The sequence below is a fragment of the Micrococcus sp. R8502A1 genome, from assembly GCF_006704135.1.
GTDB lineage: Bacteria > Actinomycetota > Actinomycetes > Actinomycetales > Micrococcaceae > Micrococcus > Micrococcus luteus.
On the sequence record NZ_VIGS01000009.1, the window covers coordinates 1 to 16,642 of the forward strand.

12 protein-coding genes are annotated in these 16,642 nt (G+C 73.1%); 5 read left to right on the forward strand and 7 right to left on the reverse strand.

The features are described from left to right. The first annotated feature begins 236 nt into the window (after nt 1-236). The 3 genes from FLM69_RS03145 to FLM69_RS03155 all read left to right on the forward strand — a co-directional run bounded on the left by FLM69_RS03145 (nt 237) and on the right by FLM69_RS03155 (nt 5,741). Nucleotides 237-869 carry a DUF3800 domain-containing protein gene (locus tag FLM69_RS03145; RefSeq protein ID WP_052007043.1) on the forward strand — a complete coding sequence of 211 codons (633 nt, stop codon included), beginning with the start codon at nt 237-239 and terminating at the stop codon, nt 867-869. Nucleotides 870-1,001: 132 nt separating this feature from the next. Then, nucleotides 1,002-4,511, forward strand: coding sequence for an AAA family ATPase (locus tag FLM69_RS03150; RefSeq protein ID WP_141842995.1), 3,510 nt, complete (start codon nt 1,002-1,004; stop codon nt 4,509-4,511). Between the two features lie 402 nt (nt 4,512-4,913). Then, nucleotides 4,914-5,741 carry a PilZ domain-containing protein gene (locus tag FLM69_RS03155; protein ID WP_036383207.1) on the forward strand — a complete coding sequence of 276 codons (828 nt, stop codon included), beginning with the start codon at nt 4,914-4,916 and terminating at the stop codon, nt 5,739-5,741. Nucleotides 5,742-5,749: 8 nt separating this feature from the next. Here FLM69_RS03155 and FLM69_RS03160 read toward each other — a convergent pair whose 3' ends face one another. After that, nucleotides 5,750-6,025, reverse strand: coding sequence for a DUF1540 domain-containing protein (locus FLM69_RS03160; RefSeq protein WP_036383209.1), 276 nt, complete (start codon nt 6,023-6,025; stop codon nt 5,750-5,752). A gap of 327 nt (nt 6,026-6,352) precedes the next feature. On the opposite strand from FLM69_RS03160, the gene FLM69_RS03165 reads away from it, so the two are divergent. After that, nucleotides 6,353-7,114 carry an OBAP family protein gene (locus tag FLM69_RS03165; protein ID WP_036383211.1) on the forward strand — a complete coding sequence of 254 codons (762 nt, stop codon included), beginning with the start codon at nt 6,353-6,355 and terminating at the stop codon, nt 7,112-7,114. Between the two features lie 170 nt (nt 7,115-7,284). Here FLM69_RS03165 and FLM69_RS03170 read toward each other — a convergent pair whose 3' ends face one another. The 4 genes from FLM69_RS03170 to FLM69_RS03185 all read right to left on the reverse strand — a co-directional run bounded on the left by FLM69_RS03170 (nt 7,285) and on the right by FLM69_RS03185 (nt 12,203). Beyond that, nucleotides 7,285-8,466 (reverse strand): NAD(P)/FAD-dependent oxidoreductase, encoded by a 1,182-nt coding sequence (locus FLM69_RS03170; RefSeq protein WP_036383213.1) that lies wholly within the window; start codon nt 8,464-8,466, stop codon nt 7,285-7,287. 111 nt (nt 8,467-8,577) lie between these two features. Beyond that, on the reverse strand, nt 8,578-9,531 hold the full coding sequence (locus FLM69_RS03175; RefSeq protein WP_141842997.1) for a WcbI family polysaccharide biosynthesis putative acetyltransferase: 954 nt from the start codon (nt 9,529-9,531) through the stop codon (nt 8,578-8,580). A 183-nt stretch (nt 9,532-9,714) separates the two neighbouring features. Beyond that, nucleotides 9,715-11,094 carry a glycosyltransferase gene (locus FLM69_RS03180; protein ID WP_255502678.1) on the reverse strand — a complete coding sequence of 460 codons (1,380 nt, stop codon included), beginning with the start codon at nt 11,092-11,094 and terminating at the stop codon, nt 9,715-9,717. Further along, nucleotides 11,091-12,203: a glycosyltransferase family 4 protein gene (locus tag FLM69_RS03185; protein WP_141843001.1), complete on the reverse strand. Its 1,113-nt coding sequence runs from the start codon at nt 12,201-12,203 to the stop codon at nt 11,091-11,093. Before FLM69_RS03185 ends, FLM69_RS03180 begins: the two co-directional genes overlap by 4 nt. A 166-nt stretch (nt 12,204-12,369) precedes the next feature. Between FLM69_RS03185 and FLM69_RS03190 the strand changes: the two genes are divergently transcribed. Then, complete coding sequence (locus FLM69_RS03190; RefSeq protein ID WP_141843003.1) at nt 12,370-14,376, forward strand: glycosyltransferase; 2,007 nt, start codon at nt 12,370-12,372, stop codon at nt 14,374-14,376. Between the two features lie 28 nt (nt 14,377-14,404). Here the strand turns inward: FLM69_RS03190 and FLM69_RS03195 are convergent, their stop codons facing one another. Next, nucleotides 14,405-15,496 (reverse strand): glycosyl transferase, encoded by a 1,092-nt coding sequence (locus FLM69_RS03195; RefSeq protein WP_141843005.1) that lies wholly within the window; start codon nt 15,494-15,496, stop codon nt 14,405-14,407. After that, nucleotides 15,496-16,623 carry a glycosyltransferase gene (locus tag FLM69_RS03200; RefSeq protein WP_078026228.1) on the reverse strand — a complete coding sequence of 376 codons (1,128 nt, stop codon included), beginning with the start codon at nt 16,621-16,623 and terminating at the stop codon, nt 15,496-15,498. The genes FLM69_RS03195 and FLM69_RS03200 overlap by 1 nt, the downstream gene beginning before the upstream one ends. Nucleotides 16,624-16,642: the final 19 nt, after the last annotated feature.

The window sequence follows — 16,642 nt, forward strand, 5'->3', positions numbered from 1 at the left end:
CCCGCCGTCACCGGTGAGCTCGACGCCGCCCGCGTCGATCTGCGCGAACAGGGCATCAAGCTGCCCTGAGGCTTTCAGCTGCTCGACCAGGTCCTGGCCCGAGGGCTCGCCTGGGTTCTTCTCGTCGGTCATGGTCATGATTCTTACCGTTCCTCTCGGTACGGCTTACACAGACCATCTGACACGCCCATCTGTTCCGGCCGGATACCCCCGCGCGCTTTCCGCAGCAGCTCCGCGTGTTCGATGCGCTCGTGCGGTCCGTCGTCGTCGACCACGGCGGCAAGCTGTTCTACTACGCCGACGAGAAGCAGCGTGGGACGCCCAAGCAGATCGGCCTCGACGTCGAGAAACGCGAAGCCGACGCCATGCGAGAGACTCTGAACCGTCTGGCCCGCCACGCTCACCTCCACGGTCAGAACCTGATGGTGATCATCGACCAGATCAACGAGAAGACGCGGGTGGAGCGCGTCGCATCGATGTACGCGCACATCTTCAGCCGAGCCGGCGACTTCCCAGAGATGCGATGCATCGTGGAACCGCCCATGCACGTGGACAGCTCGCTGAGCTCCAACGTGCAGTTCGCCGACTGGGTCGCAGCCGCCGTCACACGTGCCGTCGACCATCAATTGAACGACTCATCCAAGTACGCCTGGGTTACCGATCCGCAACGGCTCGCATCGACGAGGGGAAGCTTCACCTACGAGTCCAAACTTCACTTGTGGAACCGCGGGGTGCCCGATATCAACCACTCCGAACTCTTCCACCGCGAACGACGACTCGCCCCCACCGTGCAAGGACAACTGCTGGGAACCGCGGTGGACCCGGCTGCGGCAGAGAAGATGGCGAAGATCTGGCGGGCGGGACGCTGAGACCCGGGGTCACTGATGGAGAGAACCCCCCGCCCTGCAGCTGCGCGGGTTCCCCTACTGATACCGGTTTCACAGCCCAGCCAGCGGCTATGCTGAGCCGAGAATCCATCGCCTGAGATCCGAGGAGTGCCGGTGTCCATTCTGCGCGTCCATGACGGACTCTTCGGTCTCACCTTCCAGCAGGCGCTGGACAAGGCCTCCCCCGGAGCGACGATCGCGCTCACCCCCGGAACCTACGCGGAGTTCGAGAGCATTCCGGTCGGAAACCTACGGATCATCGGGGCCGGATCTCGCCCCGAGGACGTCATCCTCGTGACCCAGCTGGATGTGCACGGCCAAATCTCCGTAGAGAATCTGACGCTGCAGGCGCCGCACTTCCACAACGCCGTACGTCTGCACGGCCCCACAGCCTCCGCCGTCTTCCTCTACACCGCCATCCAGCCTGAGCCCACCGGCCAGTTTCCCGCCGTGTACTCGGAGGGTGGCGCGGTGACGGTGCGTCGTTCGACCCTCGACCAGGGTCCCGGGGGCTGTGCCCTCTACGTGGAGGGACAGGGCACCGCGACCTTCGAAGACTCCACCACCGGCACCGTCAACGCCGTGGCTTCAACAGTGACCACCGTTGATTCCACCCACGGGGCCTTCCATCTCTCCGCTGCCAGCAAGGTCCACGCCCGCGGCACCCTGTGCCTGGCCCCGGCAGAAGGCATGCGCGGGCTCGTCTTGACCGCCTTCAGTGTGCTGAAGGCCGAGCGGCTCACCACCGATATCACGTACCTCGAGCTGTCCCTCGAGGACAGCGCTCTAGATGTCGCCGAGGTCTCCACGTCAAGCGATGTCGACGTGCACGTGATGACCTCAGGCGGGTCGCACGTCCAGATACCGCCGGACACTGTGCGCGTGACCGACATCGATCGGCAGAAGGCGGAACAGGAGGTCGCGGAACGTCGACAGCGCGAGGAGGCGGCAGCCCGCCGTCGTGCCGAGGAAGCGGCTGCTGAGGCTGCTGCCACAGGCGAAGCCGCACGCCAGGCGGCCGCTGAAGCTCAGGCGGAGGCCCGCCGCCAGGAGGAAGCCAAGCCCCGGGCGGTGATGTGGACGGCCGCCCAGGGCGCAGACTTCACAACCGTCCAGGACCAGCTCCGCCCCGGTGACACGCTGGTGCTCGAGGAGGGGGACTTCCACCTCCCTGATCCTGCGATCATGCTGAACTGCCACATCCGCGGCACGGGGCGCGCTGACCGCATCCGCCTCCACGGCGCTGTCGGCATCCCGAACGGTGCCAACGTCCGCCTCGAGAACATGCTACTTGTGACACCGTCTACCGGGAACGCCGTGAATGTGCACGCCGGCGGCAACGCCACGCTCACTGGTGTCCTGGTGGACCCCACCAAAGCGGAAGTATTCTCTCCACTGTGCTCCTCCGGTGGGCGGCTCACACTCAACGAGGTGCGGGTCGTCTCCGAACCCACGTCCTACCTTGCCGACGTGCTGGGCACGCAGGGCGGCGTGATCGTGGCCGAGGACTCCACCTTCGGCATCGTTCGTCTTGAGTCCTCCGCACGCGCCACCCTGACCGATTGCACGGCGAACCAGCTCTATGTCTTGGGATCCGGTGAAGCCCTGAGCCTCGGCACCCTCCGTATCCCCCCGACCACCCCGCACCTGCGCGCCCTCGCCGTCGAGGAAGGCGGCCGCGGCACCATCGCGGATCTGTGCGTCGAGGAACCGTGCGAGGTGTTCGTCGCCGGCTCCCTTCAGATCGCCCACGTGAGCTCAGCACCCCACGCGCTTCACCTCATCACCACCGACACGGCGTTGCACAGCATTCCCGAAGATGCCATCGCCACGGCGGAGGAGCCCTCACAGACAGCCACGGCGGATGCCACCCTGGTCGAGCACCCAGGCGAGAACAGCACAGGTGACAGGGAACCCTCCGCCGGGCGTGGCCACGACGGGGCAGATCTGGCGGACACTAACTGCGACCCCATGGCTCAGCTGAGCGCCCTCACCGGGCTGGCCGACGTCAAGAACCAGGTGCAGACGTTCATCGCGGAGGTCCGGTTCGCCGAGGCACGCCGACAGCGCGGCTTCGCCGTCCGGCGGCAGACCCTGCACAGCCAGTTCCTCGGCAACCCCGGCACCGGCAAGACCACGGTGGCCCGGCTGCTGGGCCGCGCACTACATCAGGCAGGTGTGCTGTCCTCGGACGTCTTCGTCGAGGTCACCCGTGAGGACCTGGTCTCTGAGCACATCGGCGGCACTGGACCGAAGACCCGGAGGATCCTGGAGTCCGCTTTGGGCGGCATCCTCTTCATCGACGAGGCCTACACACTCGCGGAAGGAGGGCCCCAGGACTTTGGCCGTGAGGCGATCGCAACCCTGCTGGCCTTCATGGAGAACCACCGAGACGAGTTCATGGTGATCCTCGCGGGCTATCCGGAGCAGATGCACGCATTCTTCAAGGCCAACCCGGGGCTGCGCTCGCGTGTGCCCTTGCGCTTCGACTTCGAGGACTACAGCACAGCCGAGCTCGTCCAGATGGGCCTCGCCGCCCTGGCGGACGACGGCTTCACCGTGGATCCCGACGCCTACCGGCGCACCGTGGCGGAGGCGCACCGGTCCTCGGGGGATCGCAGCAACGGCCGCTGGGTCCGTAATCTCAACGACAGACTCGTCCGGCACATGGCCCATCGCGTCATGGCCGAGTCGGGAGCGGCCGAGGACATGGTGGGGGTCGAAGACGAACGGCTCACCCAAGTCGACCCAGCGGACCTTCATGCTCTGCTGGGCCGATCTACGGAAGACGACACCGGCGTCGACCACCTACTGGTGGAGCTGGACGAGATGGTTGGGCTCGAGACCGTCAAGGCCTGGGTGCGCGGGCTGGTGGCCCAAGCAGAGGCGGACGAGCGCTTGCGCGACGCCGGCGTCGACCTGCCGCGCCCCACGTATCACATGGTGTTCGCCGGCAGCCCGGGAACCGGCAAGACGACCGTCGCCCGCCTGGTCGGGAAGCTCTTCCATCGCCTCGGCATCCTGTCTACTCCCCAGGTGGTCGAAGCCAGTCGGGAGCGAATGGTCGGCCGCTACATCGGTCACACCGAAGAACGCACCGGTCTCCTTCTGGACGAGGCACGCGGTGGTGTGCTGTTCGTGGATGAGGCCTATCAGCTGGACATGCCGGACAGCTCGAACGACTTCGGCAAAGTCGCCGTGGAGACCCTCATAACACGCCTGGAGGACGATCGTCATTCCTTCATCGCGATCTTCGCGGGGTACACCGACCGCATGGCGCAGTTCCTCTCCCTCAACCCGGGGTTGGCATCCCGAGTACCGCACAATATCGAGTTCCCGGACTACAGCCCCGACGACATCGCGGAGATCGTGGTGCGCACCCTGCGTCGGACCTGGTCGTTTGACGAGACCGTGCTCCGGTCCGCCGTCGCGCAGGGACACGCCGCACTGCCGCCGGAGTCCCGCGCCAACGCTCGCCAGGCCCGCAACTACGCCGACGCCATCTCCCAAGCGCACAAGACCTGGATCACCGAGTCATCGACGGACGGCGACGACATCCGGCACATCAGAGACGCGACCATCATCGGTGTCCTTGCAGCGGAACCTACGGGCCAGGATCAGTGACCGCGCTGCCCTGCGACGGGTTCAACCTGGGCATCGTCGAGCGAGAGCCCCGGCAGCTGGAGTACATGCTGGGGGCCTGGGGCTCGCGACCGCGTCCACGCGACCCGGTCCTCAGCGCCGTTCTCTGAACAACAGTGCGCTGGGGAGCGCCGTTTCCCGAACGAAAGCATCAGGAGTTCGCACGTCCGGCGCACCCACTGAGCCGCCCCCTTCAAGTTGAGTCGCGTGGGGCGGAAGGTCATGATCGGCTGGCTCCCTCGACGACGGCATGTGAGTCCCGTCACCGTAGCCCAGCACCACACACCCCCACCGCCCCGCACCCGATAAATACACAACACTCGCCTTGCGTATCTCACTGAGGTGTGCCTTACTGGTTCTCGGACCCCCGCCGGAAGGACTCCCATGGCCCACGCCTCCACGCACCCCGCCCATCCGCTGCCGCCCGTGGCGCCCCGTCGTCTGCTGCTGGCCCAGCGGCTGCTCCGTGGCGAGGGCTCCGTCGAGGTCACGGCCTTCCGCGCCGGCGAGACGCTCACGACGGCCGTCCACGGCGTGAGCGCGGACGGCCGCCTCGTGGTCGCCTACGTCCCCAACCTCCTCGGTTCGCTCGGCGCGTTCCACACGCCCGCGCCGCTGGACGTGCGCGTGGACGTCCTGCGGGACGCCCTGGACCTCACGCTCCCCACCCGCCTGGCATCCGTGCATCTGCTCGGCACCCTGCGCTGGTGCCGGGACTCGGCCGAGGTCGCGGAGCTGGGGCTGCGCGGTCGCGTCGCGGACCTCGTGGCCGACGTCGGCCCGCGGGTGCGCGTGGGCGTCGTCGAGACCCAGCGGATCCTGTTGCACGACGTCGACGGCGTCGCCGTGTTCTGCCGCCACACCCTGCCGCTCACGTCGCGCGGGCTCATCGACCAGACCGAGCTCGCAGACCTTGCGGACGACGTGCTGGGCACCGCCCCCGAGGTGCTCGCAGACCTGGCCGACGCCGTCGCCCTGGGCCTGCTGCCGGGCGAGAGCACCCCGTTGCAGGTCGACACCGCACCCCTGCCCGAGTCCCCCGCCCACGCCCTCGACGCGGACGAAGCCGGGGTGACCCTGCTCCGCGTCCGCGACGGCGAGAGCACCGCGGTGCACGTGGCCCTGCCCGGTGCAGGCCGGCTCGACCACAGCCCGCGGCACGCCTGGCGGCGACTGCTGGACGCGATCCCGGCGCGAGTCGCCCACCCCTGAGGGCGGCGTCAGTCGATCGTGTAGGTGGCGCAGGTGGCCACGTCCGTGACCTCGATGCCCTCGGCGGTGCAGGCGAGGTCGGCGTTGTACGTGCACTCGAGGCGGTGGCACGCACCGACGGTCGAGGTGCTCTCGGTCACCGGGCGGCGGACATCCAGCTGGACGAAGGTGCCGCAGCCGGGCGTGCGGTCGGAGCCGGCGACGGTGATAGCCAGGGCGTTGCAGGACGTCTCGGCGTTGAAGGCGCAGGCGCTGGCGGCGCAGGTGCGGACGGCGGTGGTCATGGCGTGATCCTCCCGGTTCGGGCCCGCCCCGGGATGGGGCGGCGCTGCTGGAATCGAGATTACTCCGGCCCGCGAAGAGCACAAGAGGGGTGAGCCTTAGTCCATAGGTGATTAGCGCAAAGACATTTTGCGCATTGTCGTGTGCCGTATGGACCGACGTCGTGCCCGCCGGCCGCCCGGAATCTTCTGCATCTCTGGCCCTTCTGGCGACCACGCGCCCACTCAGAAGGGTCAGATGCGCAGACGATCCGCCGTCCCCGCCTCCTGAGCAGACCCGGCAGCTCCACCACCCTGGCCGAGTCCGCCCCGCACTCCTAGCGTGGGGCCATGAGCACCCATCGCCTGTCCTCCACCGCCCTCGGATTCGCCGCCGGACTGGGCACCGCGGCCGCTGTCACCGCAGCCCGCAAGATCGCCCTCATGGGCGCCGTGGGGAAGGGCCACCCGCTCAAGCACCGCCTCCTGGACGCGGCATCCGGCCTGGTCCAGCCGAAGTACCCCATGGGCGCGATGAGCACCTATCTCAACGGACTGCACTTCTACGCCGACGACCTCGGCCGACAGGTCGAAGCCAGCCACTTCTGCATCCACCTGCGCCACGACCTGCACCAGTGCGTGATCTTCGACCGCAACGCGCCGGACGCACGGCTGATCGGCATCGAGTACATCATCAGCGAGGAGCGGTTCCGCAGCCTCCCCGACGAGGAGCGGCGCCTGTGGCACAGCCACCACTACGAGGTGAGCTCCGGCGCCCTCACCGCCCCCGGGGTGCCCGAGCTGGCCGAACACAGTTACTTCGAAGACCTCATCCACACCTATGGGAAGACGTTCCACACCTGGCAGTACGACCGGGACGACTTCCCGTACGGCATCCCCCAGCTGATGATGGGCCTCACCGGCGACGGCCAGGTGGACGAGGCCCTCCTGCGCGCCCGCGACGAGCGCGTGGGCGTGGACACCGCGGCCAAGCGGCGCAACCGCGCGGACATCCCGGTCCCGGACGTGGTGCCGGGCGCGAACAGCTGGGAGCGCGGGCGGGTCGTGCAGACCACGCTCGAGGAGCGCCCGGTGCGGGGCCGCGACGACTGAGGCCGACCTCGTCGGCAGGGCGCCGCTTCCCGAACGACAGCAATGCGACACGCCGCCGTTTCCCGAACGAAAACGCTCGGCGGGCCGGCGCCGTCATCCGGATCGGGCGGGGGCGCCCCGCGAGGGACAGCACGTCCGCCGCACGTGTCGCGGCAGCGAGAACGCTGGGCTCAGACCTTGCCCTTGAGCAGTCGGTGCCAGTAGATCCGGGGCTGGCCGAAGCGGTCGAAGGCCGCCGTGCTCTTCCGCGGCTTCGTCAGGTCCACGCCGGGGATCGACCGGTCCTCGGAGCCGTCGCGGACGTGCTCGTCCAGGACCAGCTCGTCCCGGCTGACCATCACGGGGATCACGGTGTAGCCGTCGTACTTCTGGAGCGGCTTCCCCGCGTCCGCGGCCTGGATGTTCTGGGCCAGGATCTTGACCTGCCGGCGCAGGGCACCGCCGGAGGGCCGTGTGCCCAGGGCGGCGGCGTCGCCCAGCGCCCACACGTGCGGGTGCACGGGATGCCGCAGGGTCGCGGGATCCACGGCCGCCAGGCCAGCCTCGCCGTCGTCCGCCAGGCCTGCCTCGGCGATGAACTCCGGGGCCCGCACCACGGGCGTGATGTACGCGGCCGCGACGTCGGTGATCCGCTCACCGGTGTTGAGCACCACCTCGCGGGCCTCGTGGTCCACGGCGTTCACCTCTGCGCCGGCGTGCACATGGATGCCGTACGTCGCCATGGCCTCGGCCAGAGCGGGGTCGATGGTCTGCCGGTCCAGGATCCGGCCGTAGGGGGTCACCAGGTGGACATCCACGTCCGGCAGGATCCCCGTGCGCTCCCACGCCGCGCAGGCCAGGAACAGCGCCTTGAGCACGGTGCCGCCGCACGAGGAGGGCTCAGCCGGCACATTCGCCACCACACGGTCCCCCGCGGCCACACGCGACAGCAGCGCCCGGGCGGCGTCCACGTGCTCGGGCACGTGCGCACTCGCCGCCCATCCGGCGGCGTAGGCCTCACGCAGCCCGTCGATCGCACCCCACCACGGGGTCAGCCCCGGGCAGAGCACCAGGTGGCGGAAGCCCACGGTCAGCCCGGTGCTCGTCACCGCGGTCCGTTCCTCGGCGTCCACGGCCACGACGTGGTCCGGGATCCATTCGACCCCGTCCGGGATGACGGCCCGCATCGGCCGTTCGAACCGGGCCATGTCCGCCTGCCCGCCCGCCGCGTAGTTCAGCATCGGCCGGTAGCGGTGCAGCTGTTGGCCGTCGGCGATGGCGACCCGACCCTGCCGCTTCCGCCGCAGTGCGGCGGCCAAGGACACGCCGGCGTTGCCGCCGCCGACGATCAGGATGTCGTACTGCTCGGTCACGTGGTCCTCCGTGGGGTGGCGGGTCAAGGAAACGGTACGACCGCCCCCGCAGACGTGCTCCGCGGCAGACGGGACGTGCCGCCCATCCTCCACTGGGGGCCGGGGCCGGCGCTAGCCCGCGAGGCCCAGCAGCCGCAGCTGTTCGGCGTACTTGCGCAGCCCCACCTCCACGGCCTGCGGGTTCTGCGCGTACCAGTCCAGGTGGGTCTGTCGCAGCTGCTCGGCCGGAACGGTCTGATCGGCCACGGTCCAGTCCTCGGTCGGCTCGGCGTCGAGGTCGAGGGCCTCCACCACGACCGCCTCGAGGGGCGCGCGCACCCCGCCGAGGAGCACGCGGGAGGCGGGCACGGGCTGGACGGCGACGTCGCCCGGCAGGTGCTCGGCCGCGCGCTCGGCCACGCGGGTCAGCAGCGTGTTGGTCGGGTGGTTCACGGTGTAGAAGCCGACGCCCCGCTCCGCCGCCACGAGGTCCGCCATGGACAGCGTCCCCTTCGCCTCCTCCCGCGCCCGCAGCGCCTGCACGGACGCGGCCGCGGCCTCGCGGATCGCCACCGGCGCCACCTCCCGACGACGGCCCGTCGCCGCCTCAGCCAGCACGCGCAGATCGTGGTACGGCACGACGGGCGGGTCCTCCCCCGGCCGCTCGGCCGCCCCGGGCGCGAACTTCCAGTTGCGGAGGGTGACCTGCCAGGGGAAGCGCGAGACGTCGTACACCACGGGGATCCGCACCACGGCGGCGTCCTCGGGCAGCCGGGCCACGAGCTGGTCCGTGCCGATGGGCATGCCCCGGTAGTCGTGCGGGATCGGCTGGGTGACGAGCGCCTTCACGCGGGGCAGCAGCCGCTCCAGGTGCTCGACCTCGTCCGGCTGGACCTCGAAGGCGGGCGGCACGCGGACGCTCACCAGGTCCGCCCCGTGCAGCGGTGTGCCGGGCTCCCCGCCGAGGAGCCGCCGATACGACTCGCCCTGGCAGTTGCCCCACACCAGCAGCAGGTCGCCCTCGGGCAGGTCCTCGAGCCCGTAGAAGTGCCCGTAGTGCCGGCGTCGTCCCTCATCCCACTGCATCCGTGCGTCCTCTCTCCTCAGCCGTCCACGCGCCGGATCCAGCCGACGCCCGCCGTCCCGAACCACCAGGCCAGGAACGCGGCGAGCGCCGCGAAGTCCAGCTCGTCCAGCTCGCTCATCGGCCCTCCCGTGCTCCGTCCTGCCCGCGATTGTGCCAGCCCCGCCCCACGGACACCGGCCCGCTCAGCCCCAGCCGCCCCACCACGCCTCGAGGTCCGGCACGGCGGCCACGGGCGCCCAACCCAGCCGGGAGGCGGGCACCCGCCACACCCGCGCCGTCCCGCCCCGCCGGCGCCGCCACCGCGCCCGCGCGCACGTCAGCACGGCGAGCACGGCGCGCTCGGCCCGCTCGCCCGGCTCGCCCAGCACCGCCACGCGCTCGACGCCGGCCCGTTCCAGGCGCAGCAGCCACGCGGCGACGGCGTCCGCGTCCGGCCGGGCTCCGGCCGCGGCGGGCCGCAGCGGCACGCGCACGTCCACGGACCAGTCCGGCACCGACCGCACGGCGTCGAGGTCGCCGCGCGCCGGCGTCGGCGGCAGGTCCTCGGCCGCCGCCGCGCCGCCGTTGGGCTCGCCCAGCAGCCGCACGCGGGGGTCGCCGAGCGCCCGCGCCGCCGCCTCGTCGAGGCCGCCCACGACGCCGACCCGCGCCCCCGGTGCCGCGCACAGCACGGCGTCCACCGCCACCACGGCCGCCGCCGCGCCGTCCGTGCCCTCCGGCACCCGCACGCGCGCCTCGACCCGCAGCGGGCCGGCCAGGGACAGGCCGTGGCCGCGGGCCGTCGTCGCGGGGATGCGGGAGGCCAGCACGAGCGCCTCGCGGGCCTTCACCCGGTCGGCCTCGGCGGCGTCGCCGCGTCCGCCGAAGTCGGCGCCGGCCTGCCACGCCACCGCGTCCGGCGCGTGGCGCAGGGCCGCCCCCACGCGCCACAGCCGGTGCGCCAGCTCCCAGTCCTCCCCGCCGTAGCCCACGAAGGCGGGGTCGAAGCCGCCGGCGTCCTCGTAGACCTCGCGCGCCACCGTGAGCACGGCCGAGATGACGTACCGGTAGCCGGTGGAGTCGGCGCGGCGCAGGTCGTCCGTGGCGCGGTACCCCTCGCGCAGCCAGGCCGGCTCGGCCAGGCGGGCGTCCGCGGGCACCTCGTCCCCGGGTCGCCAGCCCTCCGCCCAGGCCCGCTCCAGCCAGGCCTCGGCCAGGTGCCGCCGCCGGCCCACCACCGCGGCGTCCCGGGGCGCCTCGGCCACCGCCGCCACGGCCGCGGCGAGGTACCCCGGCTCGGGGAGCATGTCCCCGTCGAGGAAGGCGAGCACGTCGCCGTCGGCCGCCTCCGCCCCGAGCGCCCGGGCCGCCGAGGCGCGGAACCCGCGGTCCTGCTGGCGCACGGTCACCACGTCGAACGGCAGGCCCGGGTCCACCCGGGGCGGGACGGGCGAGCCGTCGTCGGCCACCACGAGCTGCAGCCCGCCGGTCGGGCCGCGCTGGGCCGCGAGCGCGGCCATGAGCCGGTCGAGGTCCGCCTGGGCCCGGTAGTAGGGCACCACCACGGAGACGGCGGCGCTCACGTCCACCTGTGCACGCGGCGGAGCACGTCGAAGAGCATCCGCGCGCAGTCCTCGGCCCCGGGCGAGAGGTCCACGGCGGGGTCGAGCCACGTGCGCTCGGGGTCCTCGACCGCCTCGGCGATCGCCTCGGCCATCGCGAAGGCCGGCGACCCGTTCGGGTGCACGAGCCGCAGGGTGCCCGGGCGCAGGCGCTCCATCTCCTCCGTGTAGCGGCCGGCGGAGGCGATGGGCCGCCGCCCCACCGAGGTCCACGCCGCCAGGGACCCGGACGCGGACACGTTGCGGTGCGCCGCGAACGGGATGCCCGCCGAGAGCAGGGCCGCGTCCGCGAACTCGTCCGGCACGAACCCGGTGACGCGGAACTCCAGGCCGCGCGCCTCGGCGTCGCGGGTCAGCTCCGCCACGAGGCCGTCATGCCCGATGCTGACGGGTCCGAGCGCCGTCAGCCGGCGCGGCGCCCCGGAGTCCGGGCCCCACTGGCGGTGCAGCTCGGTGAGGGCCTCCAGGGCGAGGGCGTGCCCCTTGCCCGGGTAGACGAAGCCGAAGAGCACGAGGTCCTGGTCGAGGCCGGCCATGTTCTCCGGCACCACCGGTTCGGCATGGGCGGCCGCGGCCCGGCGGTCCTCCACGGGCAGCGGGACCACGTCCGCGGCCACGTCCACGAGGTCCGCCAGCAGCGCCCGTTCGTGCTGGGAGGAGACCACGACGCCGGCCACCGCCTGGGCGAGCCGCGCGTACGCCTCGCCGCGGCGGCGGTAGCGGCCGTCGCCCTCGGCGGGCTGCGGGATGTCGTGCAGGGTGAGCGTGGTGCCCGCGGGCAGGACGTCGACGAGCAGGTCCGCGGCGGCGGTCGCGGTGGGGCCGAACAGTGCGTCCGTGACGTCCAGGTGCACGGCGGCGCCCAGCGCCCGCGCCTCCTCCAGCAGGGGCACGAGGCCCCGGAACGCCGCGACGTCCTCCGCCCTGAACAGCTCCACCTCGGCGCCCACCCTCCGGAGGGCGGCGGCGATCTGCCGGCCATGGCGCACCACGCCGTGCTCCGGCGCGCCCACGGTCACGTACAGCACACGCCCCTGCGGCTGCGAGTCCACGTCCACGATCCCCTTCACCTGCGGCGGCGCTCCTCGACGCGGCGGCGCGCCGGAACGGACAGGATGCCGCTGCTCCGATTCTCCGATCCTGCCCTGACAGACTAGATTCCGCGACCCCCGACCCGGGACGGGGACACGCCGCCCGCGCGGCATCGCATCCCCCAAGGTCAGGAGGCCCTCCCCCGTGAGCATCACCGTCCAGCACGTGCCCGCGCAGCACCCGTACACCCGCGCGATCCGCCCCCTCGACCCGGGCGCCGCGCCGGACGTGGAGTTCCTGCCGGACCCGCCGGTGCCGGGCGCGCCCGCGCACCAGTGGTGGCCGCCCCGGGCCCTGCACGCGGAGTGGCTGGCCGAGCACCGCCCGGACGTGCTGCACGTGCACTTCGGCTTCGAGCACTTCAGCCCCGCCCAGCTGGCCGCCGCCCTGGACGCGCAGCACGCGCACGGGGGCGCCGTCGTCGTGACCGTGCACGACCTCGAGAACCCGCACCTGACGGACCAGGGCCCCCACCGGGACCGCCTGGCCGTGCTGCTGGGCCGCGCGGACGCCGTGCTCACGCTCACCCCCGGCGCCGCGGCGACCCTCGCCCGCGACTACGGCGTGCGCGCCCTCGTGGTCCCCCACCCGCACATCGTCCCGCTCGAGGACCTCGTGGCGCAGGGCGACGACGACGCCCCCGGCGCGGAGCCCGGCCTGCTGCCCCCCGACGCGTCCGACGACGGCGACGGCGCGGCCGCCCCCGCCCGCCTGCTGGTGCACGCCAAGGACCTGCGGGCCCAGGTGGCCCCGGTGGCGCTGCTGCCGGTGCTCGCCGCGGCCGTCGCGACGCTGGCCGACCGCGGCCTCGACGCGCGGGTGACCGTGGAGGTCCAGGACACCGTGCAGGACGAGGACGCCCTGGCCGCGCTGCGCGCGGGCTGCGCCCACCACGGCTTCGAGCTGTGGCAGCACGACCGGTTCGACGACCCCGCCCTGCACGCGCTGCTGCGCGACGTGGACGTGTCCGTGCTGCCGTACCGCATCGGCACCCACTCGGGCTGGGTCGAGATGTGCCGGGACCTGGGGGTGCCGGTCGCCGTCGCGGACATCGGGCACATCGCGGACCAGTCCGGCGCCTGGTTGACCCCCGACTCGCTCGCCGCGTTCGACCCGGAGGATCCCGACTCCCTCGCCGACGCGCTCGAGACGCTGGTGCGCGCCCGCGCGCGCACGGCCCCCGCCGATCCCGCCGCCCGGGCCCGGCAGCGCCGTCGCGTGGCGGCCGCCCACGTGGCGGTCTACCGCGAGGCCCTCGCCCGGGCGCGCGGGGCGCTGCCGGGCGTGTCCGTGCTGGTCATCACGGGGCACCGGGACGAGCACCTGGCCCGCGCGATCGCCGGGCTGGAGCGCTCTCACCGCCGCCCGGACCAGGTCGTTGTGGTGTTCATGGGCCAGCCGGACGGGCGCGTCCCGGCCACGGACCTGCCCGTCACCGTGGGGCACGTGGCCGCCGAGGCCGGCCTGCCGCTGGCGCAGGCCCGCAACCGCGCGGCCGAGCTCGCCACCGGCGAGATCCTCGTCTTCCTCGACGTGGACTGCATCCCGGCGGCCGAGACCGTCGGCGTGCTGGCCACCGAGGTCGCGGCCCACCCCGGGTCCGTGGTGATGGGCCGGCCCCGCTACCTGCGGCCGGGCTGGACCCGCGACGTCGGGGAGGCGGACCTGACCTCGCACCGCGCCGACGCCCTGCTGCGCCGCCTCTCCGTGCCCCACCGGGCGCGCGCGCACCTGACCGCCGGGCCCTCGGACGAGTGGCACCTCGTGTGGACGCTGATCCTGGCGCTGCGGCGCGCGGACCTGGCCCGCATCGGCGGTTTCGACGCGGGCTTCACCGGCTACGGCGCCGAGGACACGGACCTGGCCTTCCGCGCCCGCGCCGCCGGCCTGACGCTGCGGTTCAGCCCCGCCGAGGCGTTCCACCAGCACCACGGCGTGATGACCCCGCCGCTGCACCACCTCGAGGACATCCTGGTCAACGCCCGCCGCTTCCGGCAGGTGCACGGCCGATGGGCCATGGAGGGGTGGCTGCGCGCGTTCGCGGACGCGGGGCTGATCGCGTGGGACCCCGCCGGCGAGCGGCTCGAGCTGCTGCGTCACCCCACGGAGGCGGAGCTGACGGCCGCCCGCCGCGACGACGCCGCGTACTGAGGGGCGAGGCGCCGGGGGCGATCGGGGCTCAGCCCAGGGCGCCCTCGATCGCCGCCTCCCAGCGCCGCCGGTACTCGTCCGGCGCCACGAGCAGCAGGCCCGCGAGCCGGTCGGCGGCGGCCGGGTCCGCGAGGGCGCCGCACACCGCGCCGGCCCAGTCGGCGTCCGGGTCCTCCCACGCGCACCACGGCACGCCCGCGGCCCGGTGGATCTCGCGGACGAACACGCGCTGCTCGTCGAACGGCCGCGGCTCGGGGGCGAGCACCACGGGGCGGCCGGAGCGGGCGGCGTCCACCACGGCGTTGTGCCCGGCCGAGACCACCACGACGTCGGCGTCCGCGGCCCGGCGGGCCGGCGCCTGGACCCAGCCGTGCAGCGTCACGGTGGCGGGCATCGCCTCCGCCGCGAGCCCGCCCGGCGCCTCCGGCTCGCCCACCCCGGCGATCGGGCCGTACACCTCCCACGTCGCCTCCGGCACGGCGGACGCCGCCCGGGCCAGGTCCGCGGCCCGCACCCCGCCGCCGCCCGTCCCGGCGATCACGGCGACGCGCGGGGCGACGCCGGCGGACGACGTCGTCGTGGCGCGGGTGCCGAGCCGGCCGGTGACGTCCGCGACCCCGAGGTAGGTGACCCGGCCGACGTGGGCGGCGCGCCAGGCGGGGACCTCGAGCTCGGCGGCGTAGTGGGCGAAGAGGCCGTCGGCCTCGGCGTAGACGAGGGCGTGCGCGGGGTCGGTGCGCTCGCCGTGCATGCGGCGGTGCAGCACGGGCCAGCCCGCCAGGCGCAGGAACAGGGCGGCCTCCACGGACACGTCCACCACGCACACGTCCGGGTCCACCCGCCGCGCCGCCGCGTGGAGGGCGTCGAAGCGCGCCCGGATCTCGGGCCCCACAGGGGACCAGTGCAGGGGCGAGCGGGCCGGCTGCTCGTGGCCGGGCACGAGGTCCGAGGGCAGCGGGATGACGGGGACGTCCGCGGGCAGCAGTTCGGCCGCCCGCGGGTGGGCGGTCACGACCGTCACGTCGAACGCCCCGGTCGACGCCAGGCCGGCGGCGTGCCGCAGGTGCCCCGCCCCGTGCTGGTGGGCGTAGTAGAGGACCCGTCTGCGGGCCGGGGCCATCAGAGGGACTCCAGGTCCGCCGCATCGGCGGACGGGCGCGGGACCCCATGCGGGTCGAACCCGTACGCGTCCTCGGCGGCGGCGAGGTCACGGGCGTCCTCCGCGGCCTGCTCGAGCAGGTCCACGTAGCCCTCCACCATGGTCTCCGCGCTGAACCGGCAGGCCCACGCACGCACGCGTCCCCGGTCCTTGCGGCGGGCGTGGCGGATCGAGACCGCGAGCTCCTGCGCCGTGTGGTGCACGGCCAGCGCGCCGGCCTGCGGGGCGACGATCTCCCCCATCGCGCCGCTGAGCAGCGCGGCCACCGGCACGCCGAGCGCCATGGCCTCCACCACGGCGAGCCCGAACGGCTCGGCCCACAGGGGCGTGGCCAGGAAGACCTCGCCCGTGGCGAGCATGTGCGGCAGCGCGTGGTGGTCGAGGTGGCCGTGGTAGACGGTGTCCGGGCCGAGCCGCGGCACGACCTCGCGGGCGTGGTACTCCTCGTCCGAGATCGGCCCGGCGAAGTGCAGCTCCATGCCCGCGATCCGGGCGGCGTCGATCGCCACGTGCAGGCCCTTCTCCGCCGTGATCCGGCCCGACCACACGGCGCGGCCGCGCACGGGGACGGCGTCGGAGACCCACTGGTGCAGCTCGATCCCGTTGGGCACCACATCCACCCGCGGCAGCCGATGCTGCCAGGCCAGCGCGTTCGACGCGGACACCGAGGCCCACCGGTGGTGGTCGGGAGCCGTCCAGCCCGGGGCGTCGACGACAGCCAGCACCTCCGCCAGCGTGGCCGGCGTGTGCAGGACGGTGACCACGGGGCGGGCGCGCAGCAGCTCGAGCGGCGCCGGGGAGAGGGAGTTGTTCAGGACGGCGTCGGAGTCGTCATCGAGGATCAACGCGCAGGCCCGGCGGGCGGCCTCCTCGCGCACGCGGGCGCCCGCGCGGCCCGGGCCGGCGCCCTCGGCGGGCAGCACGGCGACGACGTCGCCCGGCACCCGGGTGCCCTCCCGCGCGTAGACGGTGACGTCGTGGCCCCGGCGCACGAGGTGCTCCACGGTCATGGCCGTGTGCATCTCCAGCCCGCCCTCGTAGGGCGAACGAATGGGGTGGAGCATGTGGGTGAGCACGCTGATGCGCATCGGCGTCCCCTTCCCGGCC

What these genes read in the sequence shown, in the direction of transcription:
- FLM69_RS03155 (WP_036383207.1), top strand. Translation starts at nt 4,914, where the DNA reads ATGGCCCACGCCTCCACGCACCCCGCCCATCCGCTGCCGCCCGTGGCG.
- FLM69_RS03160 (WP_036383209.1), bottom strand. Translation starts at nt 6,025, where the DNA reads ATGACCACCGCCGTCCGCACCTGCGCCGCCAGCGCCTGCGCCTTCAAC.
- FLM69_RS03165 (WP_036383211.1), top strand. Translation starts at nt 6,353, where the DNA reads ATGAGCACCCATCGCCTGTCCTCCACCGCCCTCGGATTCGCCGCCGGA.
- FLM69_RS03175 (WP_141842997.1), bottom strand. Translation starts at nt 9,531, where the DNA reads ATGCAGTGGGATGAGGGACGACGCCGGCACTACGGGCACTTCTACGGG.
- FLM69_RS03195 (WP_141843005.1), bottom strand. Translation starts at nt 15,496, where the DNA reads ATGGCCCCGGCCCGCAGACGGGTCCTCTACTACGCCCACCAGCACGGG.
- FLM69_RS03200 (WP_078026228.1), bottom strand. Translation starts at nt 16,623, where the DNA reads ATGCGCATCAGCGTGCTCACCCACATGCTCCACCCCATTCGTTCGCCC.